A 19,238-nucleotide genomic window follows, 5' to 3' on the forward strand; every position below is an offset into this window, starting at 1 on the left:
GGCGTTTTTTGTCTATCTTGCCGACGGCGGTGAGCGGCCAGTGGTCCAGAAACTCGATTTGGTCAGGAATTTTCCACGCGCTGAGCCCCATACGGGTCAGTTGTTGACGCAACTGCTGATAGTCAGTTGGCACCTGCTGCGCGATGATAAACGCGCAAATCCGCTCGCCAAGCAGCGTGTCCGGCGCGGCGACCACCGCGCAATCTTGCACTTCCGCTAAACGCAGCAGTGCCGATTCCACTTCAGCCGCGGCTATTTTTTCTCCGGCGCGGTTGATCTGCTCTTTTATGCGTCCCTCAACGTGCAGGTTCCCTACCTCATCCAGCCTGACATTGTCGCCTGTGCGGTAAAACCCTTGCGCGGTAAAGGCCTGCGCGTTGTGGGCAGGGGCGCGGTAATAGCCCGAAATGGTATAAGGGCCGCGCGTTAACAATTGCCCGGTTTCGCCCGGCGCGACGTCGTTCTCGTCTTGATCAACGATGCGGATTTCATCCAGAGGGGACAACGGGCGCCCCTGGCTGTGGAGAATGGTGGCATGCGGATCGTCCAGCCGGGTAAAACAGAGCAGGCCTTCCGCCATACCGAAAACCTGTTGCAGGGTACAGTCAAAGGTGGCGATAACCTGCTCAGCAAGCGTCGGGTCGAGCCGGGCGCCGCCTGCCTGAATGACGCGCAGCGACGAAAGGTCGCTGTCTTCCCACTCCCTGGCCTGCACCCATAATTGCGCCAGCGCCGGAACCAGGGCGACGTGAGTCACTCTTTCCTGCGCGATTAAAGGCATCACCTCATCACAGCTGGCGCTGTCGGTCAGCACCACTTTTCCGCCGCAGGCAAGCGTTCCCAGAATACCGGGGCAGGCCAGCGGAAAGTTATGCGCCACCGGGAGGACGGCGAGATACACGCTCTGTTGGCTGATGCCGCACAGTTCAGCAGAAGCGCTGAAGTTATAGCTATAGTCGGCATGTCGGCGCGGGATGAGTTTGGGCGTGCCGGTTGTGCCGCCTGAGAGCAACAACAACGCGGTGGCGGAAACATCAGGCTGCGGCCATGCCTGTCGCTCACCGTGAAGGGAGAAGAGCGGCGTAAAATCGTCGCTCACGGTCTCTCCAGCGACCAGAACATGACGCAAGCAGGCGTGTTTGTGCGCCATCTGTCGGGCCAGCTCTGCGTGGTTTTCCCCGTGAATAACGTAAGCGACGGGTTGCGCCAGCTCAATCAGCGCGTCGATATCCAGCGGCCGTTGCGAGGGCATCGCCAGCACGGGGATAACGCCCAGTCTTAACAAGGAGAACAGCAGGGTAACAAACGCGTTGTCGTTGGGAAGCTGCACAATTACATGCTCCCCCGAACGCAAACCCAGTGATGACAGACCTGCGGCAAGTTCGTCAACTTGTGCATCAAGCGCGCTGTAGGTTAACGACCCCTTTGCATCAACGACGGCAATTCGCGAGGCATAACGGGCCGCCCAGTGGCGCAACTGTTCGGCAATGGGTAAGGGATACTGTTCAATCAGAGATTTAAAGGAAGAATTCATGCGTCACCTTTCTGAAGTACTGGGCTGTTTTTGCAACGCGGTCATTGCAGAAAATGCGTGGGGAAAATGGCGGACAATCTGCGTAAAAAAGGACCGGGCTTGTTGAATGGGATAGAAATGATTGCCGTCAATCACCACCGGGCCTGTAACGTGGCTCAGCCACTGACGCCAGGCATCGACCTGCTGCCAGGAGGCTTCGCGATCGTGGCTGCCGCACAATAACAGCGCAGGCGTGCGCAGCGGCGGACAGACGTCGGGCGAGTCGTAGTGATAGCTCTCGGTGGCGTAAAAATCAGCGCGCAGAAGAGGAAGAAACAGCGACATTAATTCCTGGTTTTCCTGCAGTTCAGGAGAACATCCGCCAATGTCTATCAGCTCAGCGATAAAGTCGGCATCATCGCGATGGCTGAGCTGGCGTTCAGAATGCAGATGCGGGGCATGGCACCCGGAAATAATCAGTCCTTGTGGCGCAAGCCCCCGTTGCTCCAGAAGTCGGCAGGTTTCAAACGCCACCTGCGCCCCCATGCTGTGCCCGGCGAGTAAAAGCGGCGTGTCAGGCGATACGGATGCTTCCAGCTCGTTCGCCAGCAGTGCCGCCAGTTGTGTAATGCTTCTGAGCGGTTCCAGATGGCGAAGGCGATCGCGCCCCGGCCAGGTCACCAGAGAAAGCGCGCAATCAGCCAGTTGCTCAGCTTGCCAGTGGCGAAACGCGCTACTGCTGCCGCCAGCGAAAGGGCACATGACCAGATGCGCAGTATTGCCGTTCCGGGCGGGCCACAGCGGGATGCACATTGCAGATTGCGTCACAGCGCCTCCTTATCATCATCGTTGTAGAAACCGGCTAACCGGTCGTGGTGCGGCGGTGTCAGGCGTCTGATCTCCGCATTGCCGGTCTTACGTAAAATCTGCTGCCATAAACGTGATAACGCGATCTGATGTACGCTTTGGCAGGCCGCTGGTGGATGTTCGCCCGCCAGATGGCTGCGCAACTGGTGTAGCAACCAGCTGACGCCCTCCGGCCCGACGGTTTCGCAGCAGTCGCGCCAGCTCAGGGGCGCCGCGCTGCGCGTCAGACCCAGCAGATCGCGCAGGATCTCCGGTCTGCGGTAGAGGCTGTGGGCGTTCTCCTGATGGTCTGCGACAAACAGGCTGGATGACCAGATGACGGGGCCGTAGCTCGCCTCCAGCGAAAGATGACCTTCCGGCCAGCCCAGCAGCAGGCGGTGCATGATAAGGCTATGCATATCTGGATCGTCAGGATCGAGATAGCGCTGAAGCAGCAGGCAGGCTTCTCCCTCCGGCCAGAAGAGTCTCAGACAGTGAAAATCGCTAAAGCTGCCAACCACGTCGCACTCCACGGCGGCGGCATCAACGCCCAGAGCCAGCAACAACAAATCCAGAGTGGAGTTGAGCAACTGTCGGCTGGTGGTGGCGTGGACTACCGGCGGCGTCTTAGCCAGGCAGCGACGCAGCTGCTGAGCATCGCGAAGCCATGTGCGTCCCGCGCGCGTATGCGGATAAAACGTGTTTACCCAATAGCAGCAGCCCTGTTCCTGCGCCAGCGTTTGTAAGGAACTGATGTCATCCGGGTGGAGGGGATGCTCCTGAATGACGTGTACGCCGCGCGTCAGAAAGTGTCTGGCAAGCTGCGTACCGGTTCCTCCGGCGACGGTCGAACGCACGACAATACAGGCGATATCCGGCATCCTGGTTATCTGTTCCGGCGAGGTATACAGCGGAATGCCAAACGCATGAGCCAGCTCTCTTGAACGGGCGCTTCCCTGCGCCAGCAGGCCGACCAGTTCCAGCCCCTCCGGGGGCTGCATAAAGGCATTCAGGTACATTTCGCCAAATTTGGCGCCCACAATCAGTACGCGTTGTTTTGGGGAGGCGGACGGCATCATAACGTGTTCTCCGGTTGCGTTGAGGTTGCGCAAAGCCAGCGCGTAATGTGTTGCGCACAAGCCTGAACGTGGGGGGCTTCCATCATGATTTGCCAGTGGCTGGCTTCAATCACAGCGTCGTCGGCGTTGTTTATCCAGCCCTGCCACTCGGTTTCTGCTGGCGTCCAGCGCGCGGGTCTCCCGGCGGCATACACCATGAGACAGGGGACCGGAACGCTTTCGCCCGGCGTATGCTCAGTCAGTAAACGCAGCAGATGCGCGATGTTGTCGAGCCACGTTTCTGCCGCTTGCAGCGTCAGGTTTTGCGACACCATACCGGCCGTTTTAGCGAGGCTGATAAAGTCGGCAAGCTGGCTGTCGGGCGTCTGCTGGTCGAAATGTTCGGGCAGTGCCAGAGGCGTTTGTCCTTCGGCTAACAGGCGCAGCAGGGCCGCCCGGTTTTCGCAACAGAAATCCTGTCGGCACACGGGATCGATTAACACCATCCGAACCTGCTCGCCTTTGGCGTACAGGCGCTGTGCGGCGCCCGCCGCAAGAAACGCGCCATACGACCAACCCGCCAGCACATAAGGGCCGTGAGGCTGCTGACGACGGATGCACCCGACATACTCATCGATCATCTGGTCGAGCGTGGCAAAGCGCTGCGGCGATTTTGCTTTCAGGCCGAAAACGCGCCTGTTCAACGCGCTAGCGAGCGGCAGCCAGGCGCTGATATCGCCGTCTGAAGCGTGGAAGACAAACAGGGTTTCCTCACCGTCGCCCTGGCAAAGGGGTATCGGGTTGTCCTCTCCTGACGTAGCCGCCTGTAGATGGGCGCAGAAGTCGCTCAGCGTCGAATGGCTGAACAGATCCTGAAGGTTAGCCCTAGCAATCCCTCTCCGGTTTAGCTGCGCGACCATCCTTGTCGCCATCAGGCTGTCGCCACCCAGTTCGAAAAAGTCGTGATGCCTTGCCACGGGGCGAGACAGCAGCGATTGCCAGAGTTCAGCCACCTGTCTTTCCAGCGCCGGATTCCCCCCGGCAACTGGCGTGGGTTTGGCTGGCTCAGTCGGCGTATCAGACGGGGCATGCAGCGGCGTAAATAACGCTTCTCTTTGCCGGATCTGTAAAATGGGCAGACCGGTGCCAAAGCGCTGCTGTAAATAGCGGCTCACGGCTTTTTTATCCGGGCGATTTACGCCAGGCGAACGCGCCACCAGCAGATGCTGGCGCAGCGGCGACGATTCCTGCGCGGGCCACGCCAGCTCGTTTGCAAACCCGGCCTGAACGAGAACCTCCTGCCATGCGGAGCGGGTGAGCATCGGTTTCTCATCCCGGCGGCGGAAATCGCGGTATCCGCTTAATCCCTCAATAAAGCCCACGCTCGCCAGCTGGAATACGCTGTTTCGCTCCGTCGCTTCAACGATCAGCAAACGTCCGCCGGCTTTCAGCAACAGTTTTAATCTGCGCAACGTCTGGACGACATGGCTGGCGTCGTGGAGCACATTGACGGCAACGATCAGGTCGTAACCCGCCTCCGGGTGGGCGGTGAAATCCAGCGGCTGGTTGATGTCGAACAAGGCATAAGACACCTGCGATTCATCATGGAAACGGGCTCTGGCGTCATTGAGGAACTGCGCGGAGACGTCCGTGAAGTGGTACGACTGCCGCGTGTTCCGCGTGGCCTTCAGCACCGGCGCGGTAGTGGCTGCGGTTCCGGCGCCAATCTCCAGAATCCGTTCTGCGCTGCACAAGGCGGCAATCTGCGCGGTATAGCGATTCAGACAGGCGCTGGCGGGGTTGTCGCGATACAGCGCGTCGGTAACGCGATGCTGCTCGTTGAACAGCAATTCCAGCGGAGAACACCGCCCGGAGAAGAGGGCGTCGTGCCGGGCGATGCAGGTTTCCAGATACTGCGCCAGCGCCTGGCTCCATTGGCTTTGCGGGCACGCTTCCTGAGGCTCAGGAATCTCGCTGAGCGGAATGCGGCAGCGCCAGCTTTCACCTTCGCGGATTAACCACTCTCTTTCCGTCAGACACTGTAGCCACTGGCGCAGCAGACGCTGGTGAGACGCTTGCGCGGACAGCGCCTGTACTATTGCGCTAAAGCGATGGGCGATCTCCGGCGTGGTAAACAGGCCGTGACGATTTAGCGTAGCCGCGATCCCCTGTAGCGCACGCGCCTCCAGCCAGCGCCAGGTCGCCTCCAGCTCATCAAGCTGCGCCTGCTCAGGCAACGGCAGCGCCAGTTGGGTAAGTTCGTGCTCATCAGGCATCGCCGCTGATGGCGACGGATCGTCGGCCATCACGATATCCAGCGTCAACGCGCCCTGTTCGGTTATTTCCGCTCTGGCCTGCCGGATGCCGGGGTATTCGAGCGTCGCCTGCTCAATATCCCGCAGGTCGTAGTCCGCCTGCGCGTTCAGCGGCCAGCGTCGGCGGGGAATGTGCCCGGCGATGCCGCTGGCGAGAGTCTTCAGGCTTTCAGGGGCGGCGATGACGGCTTGCAGGATGGCGCAATAGTCATTAAACATCGCCTCGGCAGCGCCGGGTTCCAGCACGTTGTCCATGCAGTACCAGCTAAACATCAACTCGCCGTCGCTCTCCATGACCTGATGATCCAGCCAGACCTGCGGCGTTTGCGTGAATACATAGCAGGGTTCGCCGAACAGATGGCTCATCGCCTGATCGATAGTCATGCCTTCCAGCGTCATCCCCAGCATACTGGTAAACACTACCGGCATCAGCGGTTGACGTTGTGATCCGCGCAGGCGGCCCAGCTCACGGATCACCTCAACACCGTTCATTTCACTGTGCGCCATGTTTTGCCAGAGGCGCTGTTGGGTCTGTTGCATCTGCTCTTGCAACGTCACCGGCGCTGAGAAGTTAAAATCAACCAGCGTGACGGAGGTAAAATCACCAATCAACTGGTTGATTTGCGGATGGATCGGCTGGCGATTGAAGAACGTCAGGTTCAGCGTAAATGTTGTGGTACGGCTCCAGCGCTCAAGGGTGGCGGCAAACAGCGTGAGCAGCGCGGCAGACGGTGTGACGCCTTGCTGCTGCCAGCGCTGTTTCACGGCCTGCCATTCTGTCTTGCCGATCGTCGATTTGAAGGTGGTGAAGTGTGGCGTTTCCGGGGGCGTCTCAACCACCGGCAGCTCTGGCGCTAAGGGCAGTTGCGGCAGTTTTTCCTGCCAGTAATCCCAGGCATCGTGCCATGCCGATGTCTGTCGGCGCGCCTGTTCAGCCATCACATAATCACGGAAGGTAATAGCGAGCGGCGCCAGCGTTTCACCGCGCCAGACCTGCGCCAGGTCGTCCATCATGACTTTAAAACTCTGCACATCAAACTGCAAAAGGTCGAGGTTCATATGCAGACGGTAATGGCAATCGTCGATTTCGCTGACCACCAGCTCAAAAAGAGGCCACTGGTCGGCAGGCAAAACGCGATAGCTCAGTTCATGCCGCCGTTTTTCCAGCGCGATGCGCTGTTCTTCCGGGGAAAGCGCGCGCAGATCGTCACGCGGGATGTGATACTCCGGCGTTGTCGCCAGGATTCGCTGCTGCCCGTCGGCATCAACCACCATACGCAACATATCGTGGCGTGCGATGAGCTGGTTCCATGCTTTCTCCAGTATGGCGAGATTGAACTCATCGTGGCGTTTATCCCACTCAAACAGGACGTGACAGGCGACGCCGCCATAGCCAATGAGGTGGGTTCGCCCCAGCCAGTAGGCGTGCTGAATGGGCGTCAAAGGGAAGGGCGCATAACGCTCGTCGGCGTCGTGCCGCAACACTTCCGGCTGCGAAGCGGCAGGCGTCGCCTCTGGCTTAGAACAGATAAGCTGCGTGAGTCCATGAGGAGACAGATCCTGCCACGCCCGTTCCGCATTGATGCGTACGCCCAGGAAGTGCTGAATATCGCTACTGAGTTCAAGGAAGAGCAGCGAGTCCATGCCGAGTTGCAACAGATCCTGGTTTGGATGCAGTGACGCCGGATCGCTCAGCCTTAGCTGAACCGCAATCCGCTTTTTCAGCCATGCCATCACCGCTGTTTCATCGCTCAGGCTGCCGTTAAAGGCGTTGTCATCAGCAGGAGGAATGACCGGCGTTGCGGCTTTTTCTGTGGCGCTGATGTTAAACAGAGCCTGTTGTAACGGGGGCATTTTGTCGGTAAAAACGCGCATCGCCAGTCGCCACGGGGCGCCGCGCATCACCGCCTGTTCCAGGTGCCAGCAGCCTTCGGCATCGCTTAACGCGCCCATACCTCGGCTGGCGAGCGTCGCCAGCATTTCCGGCGTGGCCGCCCGACCGCTTTCTCCCCATGCGCCCCAGGCGACAGAGAGCGTTTTCGGCGCATCAAGGGTGGAAAACTGCTGGGCCAGCCCGTCCAGGTAGCCGCAGGCCAGCGCATGGGCGCTCTGACCCGGCGCGCCGAGGGTGGCGGCAGCGGAAGAGTAGAGAATAAGATAGCGTCCGTCGTGGTTGCGCAGGGTTTGCAACAGCTGGCTTGCCGCCTGCGCTTTTACCGCGAAAACGGCAGCCAGCTGGTGGTCATCAAGCTCCTGCAAGGGCGCGTCAGCCAATACGCCAGCGGCATGAATCGCTCCGGCAATGCCGCCGTTGGCCGCCAGATCGTCAAGAACCGTGGCCAGTTGCCCGGCATCGCCCACATCACAACGGCAGACGCGCGTCTGCCCGCCCTCCACGTCGCGTAGCCATGACTCATCCACGCGCGGCGCCAGCAGGGCGATGCGTCGCGCCCCTTTTTCTCTGAGCCAGTTCACGGCAAGGCGGCCTAATCCGCCAAACGCTCCGGTCACCAGATGCCAGCGGCTATCGCCGGTAAACACGTTTGCCGGTAATTCAGCGGCGCATCCCGTATTGGGCGCCAGTGAAGGGAGCCAAAGGGTGTCACCCCGTGCGGCGAGCCAGCGCTGTGATAGTGAGACTGCGCTCAACCCTTGATGCAGCGTTTCCCACGGGGTGTTTTCGGCGAGATCGATGGCGGCAAGCAACCGTTCCGGCTGTTCGTTGGCCGCGACTCGAAGCAAGGCCCATAGCGCGTGATGGGATGCAGAGAGTGCTTCATTTTCCTCGACTCGCCACGCGCGGCGAGTAACCACAATCAATCCGGCTGCGCTGGCGGTGAGCGCTGCTATCACTTTCTCCGCTAAGGCCAGCGTATCCTCGCTCTCCTCAACAATCATCAGTCGCGAAGAGGCGTGCGGATCGTGAATGATGCCGTATTGCGCCAGCTCGTCGCTGCGCGCAAGCGTACCGGCGCTGAAGCTAAAGGTAAGCGGTTGGTCAATGCTGGCGACGTTGAGGGGCGTCCAGCGCCATTGATAATGCGTCTGCGGCGCAGGAAGAGGCGCGGCGGGCGATAGCGGCAGCCACTCGCCAGCAGGATGACGGGCTTCAACGCGCATCTGACCGCGGGAAAAGGCTTCGTTTTGCCAGCTTAAGCGAACCTTCCCCAGCCACTCCGGGGCGGCGACGGGGGGCGGTTCCACAGGCAGAGCGTCGCCATGACGCTGTGAAAGCAGACGCCAGGCCTCCTGCCAGCGGGCGTTAAACCGTTCGGGCTGACCTGCGCAATCAGACCAGTCGGCGAGATAATCACCGTTATCCGTCAGCGCCTGCCCCAACACGGGTTCTGATGGCGCGGTGAATGTTACGGCGCTAACCGCCTGACCGGGCAGCGTGGCGAGAATGATATGTTCGCTCATCCCGGCGGTCGGGCTGCCATCCTGCGGTAGCCACGCCACTTTGCTGAATCCGGCGTGGCGGCACTGTTGTTGCCACTGAGCGGTGGTGAGGAATAACTCACCTTCGCGGGCGTCGAGATCCTGTAGCGGAAGAACCAGCGGGCCGAAAACGAAGTCAAACAGACGCATTGGCTGGGTGATTTCGCGCATCAGCAGGCGCCCGCCCGGCTTGAGCAGGGGGCGCAGATTATCGAGCGTGCGGCCAATATGGCGGGTGGCGTGAATCACGTTCGCTGCCACGATAAGATCGTAAGACTGTGCCTGGAAACCCTGAGACTGCGCCTCTTTTTCGAGATCCAGCTCGCTATACTTCACAAAATCATAGTCGGCGAATTTCTGCTGGGCGCGACGGGTGAACAGCGCCGAGATATCGGTGAAATGGTACTCCAGTGCCGGAACGCCGTTGAGTTCCGGCAGCAGCCACGCGGTGGTGCCGCCGGTTCCGCCGCCAACTTCAAGAATACGCAACGGCTGGCGGGGCTGACGCGTCTGGACAATGCCGCGTAATACCCCGGCGGCGATTTGGTTGAAATAGCGGCCAAAGCTGAATTCCTGATACAGCACTTCCACGCCGTCGGAGGCGCTTTGCGGGAAGATAATCGCCACCGGTTCTTCCGCGCCGCTCATCATTTCATATAACCGATCGCCGGCACGGGCGATGGTGTCGGGAATAGCCTGAAAACCTTCACAATAACCGGCAAGTTCCGTCAGCAGTGATTCCCGCTGTTGATGTTCAATGGGGCGGGCGCGGACGTATCGCCCGTCGGTGCAGCGGTAATCGCCGTCGACCACGCAGTTATTCAGCAGGCGCTGGAGTAGCTGCTGGTAGCGGGGCAGCAGACGTCCACGGCGCATGATGGTCATGGCGTCCACGCCGTTCTCAATGGCATCGCCGGTACAGCGTTGTACCAGTTGATCGACGTAGATGGCGTGCAGTCGCGTGGCGCACTGTTTAAGCGCTTCCAGGCGAGGGAGATCGAGCGCTGTCGCGGCGCGACTCGCCACCTCCAGCCCGGCAGACAGCGCTGCGTCGGCAGGCTCGCAGGCCGGGGAGACGCGCTCTTTCCAGTAACGCTCAGTATCAAACGGATAACATGGCGCAGCGATACGTTGTCCATCGCCCGCCAGCAGGTCGGCCCACGGTAGGGCGACGCCGGCAGCGTAAAGCTGGAGCAGGGCCTGATTGAGGACATCGCTCGCCTCTTTGTTACGCCGGGCGCTGGCTATCCAGTATGCGTTATCGCGGTATTCGCGCTGCCCGCAAGCAACCAACTGGGCATCGGGCCCCATCTCCAGAAAAACGCGGGCGCCGAGCTGATGCGCCACCTGAATACTCTGGATAAAACGCACCGGCTGGCGCATGTGTCGGCGCCAGTAATCCGCCTGGTTGAGCGTTGACTCATCAATGACGTCGGCGGTGAGCGTGGAAATAATCGGTATTTGCCCCGGCTCCGCGTGCAGTCCCGCGCAGGCGTCCTGGAACCGATCGAGTATCGGCTCCAGTAAAGCGGAGTGCGCCGCACCGGTTACGCTCAGGCGACGATAGTTAATGTCATGCTGCGAGAGCGTGGCGCAAAATACTGCGAGACGGGCTTCCGGTCCGGAAAATACCGTATGTTGCGTACCGTTATTGGCGGCGAGATCCAGCTCAAACTGGCGAGCCAGCGGCATCAGCGTGTCTTCGTCTGCAAATACCGCCACCATCGCGCCGCTTGCGCACTGCTGCATTAGCGCGCCGCGCCGACAAACCAGTGGCATGACCTGTTCAATCGTATAGTGTCCGCAGACAACAGCAGCGGCAAATTCACCGACGGAATGCCCAATGGCGAAGTCTGGCTTCAGTCCTTCAGCACGCCAGTGCGCCGCCATCGCGATTTCAAACGCGACAATCGCCGGCTGCGCCCAGGCCATATTGTCCAGTTGCGCCGAATCGGGGTTAAACATCGCTTCGCGCAGTGACGGCGTGAGCATTTCGCTACAGGCGGAAAAACAGCGATCCAGCGTGTCGGCAAACGCCGTTGAGTGCTGGTACATCGTTTGACCCATAGTGCGCCAGTGCGAGCCCTGGCCGGTAAACAGCCACACCTGCTTGCCGCTGGCGCCGTGGCCGCTGTAAACCAGCGCCCCCGATTTCTCACCGGCCCAGGCGCTGAGCGCCTCGGCGGTTTCACGGTTTAATGGCGCCGCCAGGCGGAAGGGGAGATCGAGACGGCGCGCGTGCAGGGCTGTGAAGGCCAGAGAGCTGGCATCCGCATTCTCTCTCAGCGCCCCGGCATAATCCGTCGCCAGCCGCCGCAACGCGCTGTCGCTGGCTGCGCTGAGCAGCAGCGCGGTACTTTTTCTGCCGCTATCCGTATTGGGGAGGCGCGCGTTGAGCGCGTCGGGCAGCGAGGCGACGATCATATGGCAGTTGGTGCCGCCAATACCAAAGGAGGAGACGCCCGCATAGCGCATTTCGTCCTGCCATGCCTGTGCCGACACCGGTATGGTAAAGGGGCTCTCTTCAAGTTTCAGCGCCGGGTTGGGGGTGTGAAAATTCAGTAAGGGAGGAATTTGCCCGCGACTGACTGCCAGAACGGTTTTCAGCAGTCCGGCAATGCCCGCCGCGGTATCCAGATGGCCCATGTTACTTTTCACGGAACCGAGCGCACAGCGCTGATCCTGCGGGCGAGGCGCATAGACGTTGCGTAACGCTTCAATTTCAATCGCGTCGCCCAGCGGTGTGCCGGTGCCGTGGGTTTCAATGTAACCTACCTGCCTGTCGTCGATGGCCGCCAGCATTAACGCCTCTTCGATGACTGCCTGTTGCCCTGCGACGGAAGGGGCGGTATAGCCGACCTTTCTGTTGCCGTCGTTGTTGACCGCGCTGGAGAGGATCACCGAGATAATCGGATCGCCTGACAGCAGCGCGTCTCTCAGGCGACGCAGCACCACGCAGCCGAGACCGTTACCGGCCCAGGTGCCCTCAGCCGAGGCGTCAAAGGGACGACAGTGACCATCAGGAGAGAAAATCATTCCGGGCTGGTAGCGGTAGCCTGCCTGCTGGGGGAAAGAGAGCGCCACGCCGCCGGCAACCGCCATATCGGATTCGCCTGCGCGCAGGCTTTCACAGGCCAGATGCACGGCAACCAGCGAGCTGGAGCAGGCGGTCTGTACCGATAACGCCGGGCCGTGCAGGTTGAGTTTGTACGCGGCGCGGGTGGCAATATAGTCTTTATCATTGCCCATCAGAGATTGCAGACCTTTTACCTGCGCGACTTCTGTCACGTTCAATGCTTCGCGACCGGGGTAGGTACTCATCCGGGAAGAGGCGAAAACGCCGGTCTTATGGGGGACGGCGCCGGGGGCATAACCGGCATGTTCCAGCGCATGCCAGACCGCCTGCAAAAATAGGCGCTGCTGCGGGTCCATCGACTCCGCTTCCTGTCGCGAATAGCCAAACAGGGTGGCGTCGAAGCAGTCGGCGTTGTCTAACACCGTACCGATATTGACATAATGAGGATCGTCAATGATGGCGGCATCCAGACCGACGGCCAGAAGCTCTTCGCGCGTAAAGCGTCGGCTGCATTCACGACCTTCCAGCAGATTTTGCCAGAACGTTTCGCCATCCGGCGATTCAGGAAAATGGCAGGCGTAGCCGATAACCGCGACAGGTTCGCAGTCCGGGTAGTGTTGAGCGATCGATGCATCAATGGAATCTGCTGTCGGCGCAGAAGAGAAGCGCAAGTTATCCATAATCGGTCCCGTTTCCTAAGATTCACAAAGTCAATGGAACGCCATGCGTTCGCGATGGCGTTCCGGGGAAAATCAGTTTGCTTCGCGCTATATCCGCCGCTGACGACGGCGAACAGGGCGAGGTCGTTTTGTTTTCTCCACCGTGGTGACGCCGGCCAGATAATCGGCCAGGGTAGCAGGAGAAGGGTGGGTGAAGAGGTCAAGCAACGTCAGGGTGGAAAATTCGTGACGTTGTAACAAAACGTGCAGTTGCACCAGATTCAGCGACGTTGCGCCCGCCTCAAAGAAGTTTTCTGCGGGCGTGACAGACTCGCCAACCACCTCGCGGAAGGCGTCGCAAATCAGGCTGACGGTGCTCTCGTCCGCCGCAATGTGTGGCTGAGATTGCTCAGGGCATACGCGCGGTGAGCGCTCTGCGCATTGCCCTGCGTGTTTAACGGGAGGCACCAGCGCGGCGAGCGGCAGTTGCCAGCCGCTTTCATCCTCGGCCATTCGGTTTAGCAATGCGCAATACTGTTCAAACTGGCGCTCCACCTGCCCGGCAGGAAACAGCGCGGCGACAAAATCCCAGTTAAAGCGCAGTTCGCCTTCGGATTCATAAATCTGGTGATCGAACCAGACCTGCGGCGTCTGGGAGATGCCCCAGACCGGTTTGAGCAGATTACGCCGGGCGAGGAAGTTATCCTGCTCAAAGCCCAGCGCGCTGGTAAAGACGACGGGCATCGGAACGGCAGGCACGTTTTGCTGTTGCGCCAGTTGACGCATCACGCGGATGGCTGACACATCGCGGTGGTTGAGGTTCTGGCTCAGCCGCTGCTGTAGTGACTGCGCGCTGTGCAGCCAGCTTTCGCCGGGATGCCAGCTCAGCAGCATCAGCGAGGTGAAATCGCCCAGAATCTGGTTGATTTGCGGGTGCAGCGGTCGCCTGTCGAAAAGCGTAAGGTTAAGCGTGAACTCAGGCTGTGCACTCCATGCAGAGAGAACCGTTGACCACACCGACAACAGTACGGCCGACGGGGTGAGATGGGCGTCAGCCGCCCGTTTTTTCAGCCGATGCCAGCGCGTGCTGTCCAGCGCGCCGTTCAGGCGGGCGAAGCGCGGTGTTTCAACCTCCTGAGGCAAGCAGCGCAGCGGCAACGCAGGCGCCGGAGGAATATCATCAAGCTGCGCCTGCCACCATGCCAGAGAATCTGGATTGGGCGACTGTAGCGAGGGTTGTTGCAGATAATCCCTGAAGGTGACGGGCAGCGGCGGAAGCAGCTGTTGCGGGTAGCGGTAGCCGTGCTCCAGCTCCGCCAGCAGGATCTGCATGCTGAGACCGTCAAGCAACAGGTTATCCAGACACAGCCACAGGCGGGCAGGCATCCCGTCCACGTATCCGACCTGGAGATCGAATACCGGCCACACTTCGGGGTTGAGTACCTGATGCGCCAGTTTTTCGCGCACCCGCAACGCCTCTTCAGGCGTATGGAGGGTGTGTGCGGGTATCACCCAGGGGGGCGTCTGTTCGAGCACCTGTTGCTGTCCATCACGCACGATGGCGCGCAGCATATCGTGGCGGGCGATTAATCGGTTCCAGACCGTCTCCAGCCGGGTGAGGTCCAGATCGGCAATTTCAAATTCAACAAAGAAATGTGAGCCGACGCCGCCCAGGGCAAAGCCCGGCTGACGCCCCACCAGGTAAGCCTGCTGCACGTCGGTAAGCGCAAAGGGCTGGTAGCGATCTTCAGGGGAGTGGACGAATGGTTGTTCGACCGGGACGTCGGTTTTCCGCAGTGTGGCGGCAAAATCCGCCAGCCGGGGATGATTAAACAGGTCGCTTAATTGCGCTTCATAACCTGCCTGATGAAGTTGCCCGGTCAGACGGGTCGCCAGCAGGCTATCGCCGCCTTGCTGGAAGAAGTCGGTTTCTCTGGTGACATTGCCAGTTGATAAGAGTTGCTGCCAGAGGGCGGCAACCTGTTTTTCAATGTCGCCCTGGGGTAAATCCGCTTCGGCCGGGTTTTCCGCTTCAGGGGTATGACGACGCTTCAGCGCCTGGTAGTCAATTTTCCCGTTAGCCGTCAGCGGTAAGGCGTCGAGGAAGACGATCCGTTGCGGCACCATCCACCCCGGCAGACGTCCAGCGAGGGCGGCCTGAAGTTGACGGGGATCGCGGCGCACCTGCCTGTCAGGACATTGTACGAGGAAGCGTTGTAACCCCGCGACCTCATCGCCATGCTGACAGTTGAAGGCGGCCGCGCTAAATAATGCCGCCCAGTCGGCGCTGTTATGCAGCAAGGCCTCCGGCTGCCCATTGGTTAACAGGAGCGTGCTGAGCAGGGCGGACGGCGTTAACTGGCGAAACTCCATCACGTAGAGCAGCGCGCCGGGAACGGCAAGCTGTTGTAATGTCGCAAGGAGCCCGGGATCTTCCGGCAGCAGACGATGCAGGGCGTTATTAAGCCAGATAATGTCCGCCGAGTGAGCGTGCGTCGCAAGCGTGTCTGCATTCCAGAGGGACAGACGGGCGCCAGGCCAGGGGGCGAGCCTCTGCCGGGCGCTCAGCAGCATCTCCTGGCTCTGCTCAAGCCCGACATACTCAATCTGTCCGGCGTTGAGCTGTGCTAACAGCGATTCTGCGGCGCGGCCAGTGCGGGTTCCCACCTCAAGCAGGCGTATCGGGCGCTGTAAGCGCTGTGCAAGCTGTTGGCAAATTGTCGCCAGTTCCTGAATATACGGGGCGCTGGCCGGATGGTTAAAGGCCAGGCTTTCCGGCGACCACTGCGCGTCGTTCAGTAACGACAGTTCGTTACGGGCACCGCGAAGAATTTGCGATAACGTTAAATCATGTCCGCTGAAGTGCGGGTGCTCATCCTCGCGTTCTTCACCAGCGCAGACCTGATAACCTTCAGCAGCGGGCTTCAGTCGCCGTTGTGTCACCAGAAATGCTAACCAGCGTTCCACCACGGCCTGCCAGCGCGGCTGGATAGCGAGTGAGTTCATCAGGGGGAGAGGATCGGCGCCAGCGGTGTGACCCGGCTTCAGTTTTAGCAGGCGATGCTGAAGGAAATCGGCTACCTGTTCTGCGGAGATCTCTGGCGAGATGGCGCAACAGGGCAACGTTCCCGCAAGCGTGTGCCACGCCTGCGGCAGTGCCGGGTTCCGATGATCGGTAATGCAAAAAGCCTCGCCTTGAGGAACAACGTATGCCGCCAGCGTTTTTTCTTTTTCGCCGATCGCCAGAACGGTTGCTTGTTTCACCCCCGCCAGCTGGCTGAGCGCGCTTTCGATTTCGCCCAGCTCGATGCGATATCCTCCGACTTTGACCTGCTTGTCGCGACGACCGAGGAACTCGATTGTGCCATCTGGCCAGTAGCAGCCGAGATCGCCGGTGCGATACCAGCGCTCGTCCGGGAGCGTCAAAAATTGCTGCTCGCTACGCAGGGGATCGTTGAAATAGCCTTCCGCGACCCCAATGCCGCCAATCCATAATTCACCCGGCACCCAGTCAGGGCAGTCCCGGCCCTGTTCATCCACCACCCGGTAGCGTTGGTTGGTTAGCGGAAAACCGTAAGGGATGGAGCGCCAGTGGGCGGGGACGTCGTGAATTTCGCAGGCGTTAGACCAGATAGACGCCTCGGTGGCGCCGCCCATCGCGATAAATTGTCCTTGTGGCCGGAAGGCCCGATAACGGGCGGGGAGGTCAAGCCCGATCCAGTCGCCGGAAAGCATCACTGCGCGCAGGTTTTCCGGCGTGGCGTCGGCGAAACCTTCACACCAGGTCAGCAGCATATCGAACAGCGCCGGGACGCTGTTCCAGAGCGTGACCTGATGGCGCTGGATCAGCTCACACCATGCGTGAGGATCGCGCCGTTGATTTTCCATCACCATCACCAGCGCGCCGCCCGCGCGCAGTACGCCAAAAATGTCGTAAACCGATAAATCAAAATGTAGGGCGGAGAGGGCCAGCACCCTGTCATGCGGGCCAACCTGATAGCGGGTATTGATATCGCAACAGGTGTTAAGCGCTCCCCGGTGAGAAATGACTACCCCTTTCGGCGTACCGGTAGAGCCGGAGGTGTAGATAATGTAGGCCGGTTGCGTGGGGGCGCGTACTACCGGGTTGGCGATCGGCTCCGCCTCAATGGCCTGCTGCCAGGCAAGGACGGGAATATCGTCTGACCCGGCGCTGGCGTCGTGCTGACAAATGAGCACCAGCCGGACGCTGGCGTCAGCGTAGATTTTCTCGCGCCGTGCGGCAGGCTGATCCAGCGAAACCGGAACGTAAACCGCCCCGGCCAGCAGGACGGCCAGAACCGCAACAAGTTGTCCTGCGCCTTTCGACATCGTGATAGCCACATTATCGCCGGGCTGAACCCCGCACTCGATTAACCTGCCCGCGCAACGGCGGGCATAGTCTGTCAGCTCATGATAATTCCACTGATAACGCATGTCCGTTACCGCCAGCGCCTGCGGCTGTTGCAGAGCGATACGGAAAATGCCTTCATGCAGCAAGCCTTCGGGAATGGGGGCGCCGGTGGCGTTGACCCGTTCGCGTATCGCGCGCTGGCTGGCGGGCATCATATCTGCGAACGGCTTTTGCCAGGCGCTTTCGTCATCGCAGAGTTGGTTAATCAACTGGCAGTAGGCGTCGAACAATGTTTCGACTAACGCCGGAGGGAACAGCGCGTCGTTGCTGTCCCATTGTAGCCAGACCTCGCCGTGATGCTCGAACGCCAGATGATCTATCCAGACCTGCGGCGTTTGCGAGATGCCCCATTCCGGCTCGCCCAACGGCGATTCTGCGCGGCTGCTGTAGAGGGAACGCCCCAGATTGCTGGTAAATACCACCGGGGCGCCGTGGGGGTAGCGCTGCTGGCGTTTGAGTTCACGGAGTAATTCGACGCCGGACCAGTGGCGATGCTCCCAGTCCTCCGTAAACGTGAGCTGGTTTTTACGCGCCAGGTTGCTGACGGTATCGCCATCGCAGGCGGTATCCAGCAGAAGAATATTGGTGAAGTCGGCAAGCATCGCGCCAACCGCCGGGTGCAGCGGCTGGCGGTCGAATAAGGTGATGTTAAGCAGCAGTCGCGTCAGGCCGCCCCAGCGAGCCAGCACGGCAGAAAAACAGGTCGCCAGCGCCATTGTCGGCGTCACGCCATACTCGCCGGCCCGGTTGCTAAAGGCGTGCCAGCGTGTTGCCGGGACAATCATGCGGCGTCGGGTATTACGGACTTCACGTAGCGTGGCGGGTTCGCAGGCCAGCGGCAAGACGGGCGCGGGGGGAAGCGTCGATGCTTTCGCCAGCCAGTAAGCGCGCGCGTCGTCTCTCAGTGGTTGATTGATCTTCTGCTGGTGCAGCAAATACGAGCGGAAATCATAGCGGGTGTCGATAGCCGGCAGCGATTCTCCGGCCAGCAGGGCGTTAAGCTCATCGAAGAAAAGCGTAAAGCTGGAGGCATCCATAATCAGCAGGTCAATATTGACATGGAGGCGGTGGCGATTGTCCGGCAAGAGCGTCAGCTGAAAATCAAACGTTTCGCCGATTTCCACGCGTAAAAGACGGTGGCTCAGGCGCTGGCGCAGTGCGTCCAGATAGGCCTGGCGGCTTTCAGCGTCGTTATGGCGTAAATCATGAACGGTGACGCCGTTCCAGTAAGGTTGCGGTAGCCAGACCTGCTGCCCGTCGGGGCGAAAGGCGATATGCAGCATTGGGTGGCGTTGCAGCAAGGTCGTGATGGCCTGCTCCAGCTGCGACGCCGTCAGACAATGGCCTTCAAACTCCTGATACAGGTGGCAACCCACGCCGCCAAGCGTCTGCCCCGGCATGCGGCCCGTCAGGTAGGCGTGCTGTACTGGCGTCAATGGGAAGGGGGTACTTTCGGTCATGTTCGGCCAGGATGATTCGTCGGGCGGCGTTTCTTCTTCCGCGTTCTCAGGCGACCGGCTGAGCATTAACTGGTTCCATGCCGCCAGCGTGGGGGCGGCATACAGCTCGCGAAGGGTAAGGCGGTAGCCATTTTTACGAAACCAGTGTAACCATCTCATCAATCTTATGGAATCCAGGCCGGCCTGGATCAGGTTGCTCTCTTCATGTAACTGCTGCGGCGTTAAATTCAGTTCCTGTATGAGCCGCTCGCGTAATTGTTGGTAATCAGCCGCGTGGCGGTTGTCTGGTAACAGCGAATCCTGAGATGGTGCGCCAGAAATCATTCTTCCTCCTGATGGCACGTCTTACCGAAAAGCATTGCTCATATGAGAATAATAATTATTAACAATTGGATGCTACCCTAAACGGGTTTATTTATGCCCGTTTCGGGTTGGTAACAG

5 protein-coding genes are annotated in these 19,238 nt (G+C 60.0%); all 5 read right to left on the reverse strand.

Annotated elements, in window-relative coordinates; translation table 11 throughout:
* On the reverse strand, window positions 1-1,534 hold a 1,534-nt coding region (gene ybtE, locus HMPREF9538_RS20255), incomplete at its 3' end, for a yersiniabactin biosynthesis salycil-AMP ligase YbtE (protein ID WP_009484411.1).
* 3 nt (window positions 1,535-1,537) lie between these two features.
* On the reverse strand, window positions 1,538-2,341 hold the full coding sequence (gene ybtT, locus HMPREF9538_RS20250; RefSeq protein ID WP_000194280.1) for a yersiniabactin biosynthesis thioesterase YbtT: 804 nt from the start codon (window positions 2,339-2,341) through the stop codon (window positions 1,538-1,540).
* Window positions 2,338-3,438, reverse strand: a complete 1,101-nt coding sequence (gene ybtU, locus HMPREF9538_RS20245) for a yersiniabactin biosynthesis oxidoreductase YbtU (RefSeq protein ID WP_000982855.1) — start codon at window positions 3,436-3,438, stop codon at window positions 2,338-2,340. Before ybtU ends, ybtT begins: the two co-directional genes overlap by 4 nt.
* A complete protein-coding gene (irp1, locus tag HMPREF9538_RS20240) occupies window positions 3,435-12,926 on the reverse strand; it encodes a yersiniabactin polyketide synthase HMWP1 (RefSeq protein WP_009484412.1) in 9,492 nt (3,163 codons plus the stop codon). The genes ybtU and irp1 overlap by 4 nt, the downstream gene beginning before the upstream one ends.
* 87 nt (window positions 12,927-13,013) lie before the next feature.
* Window positions 13,014-19,121 (reverse strand): yersiniabactin non-ribosomal peptide synthetase HMWP2, encoded by a 6,108-nt coding sequence (gene irp2, locus HMPREF9538_RS20235; protein ID WP_009484413.1) that lies wholly within the window; start codon window positions 19,119-19,121, stop codon window positions 13,014-13,016.
* Window positions 19,122-19,238 lie beyond the last annotated feature (117 nt).

The organism is Klebsiella sp. MS 92-3 (assembly GCF_000195655.1).
Taxonomy (GTDB): domain Bacteria; phylum Pseudomonadota; class Gammaproteobacteria; order Enterobacterales; family Enterobacteriaceae; genus Klebsiella; species Klebsiella pneumoniae.

What these genes read in the sequence shown, in the direction of transcription:
- irp2 (WP_009484413.1), bottom strand. Translation starts at nt 19,121, where the DNA reads ATGATTTCTGGCGCACCATCTCAGGATTCGCTGTTACCAGACAACCGC.
- ybtU (WP_000982855.1), bottom strand. Translation starts at nt 3,438, where the DNA reads ATGATGCCGTCCGCCTCCCCAAAACAACGCGTACTGATTGTGGGCGCC.
- irp1 (WP_009484412.1), bottom strand. Translation starts at nt 12,926, where the DNA reads ATGGATAACTTGCGCTTCTCTTCTGCGCCGACAGCAGATTCCATTGAT.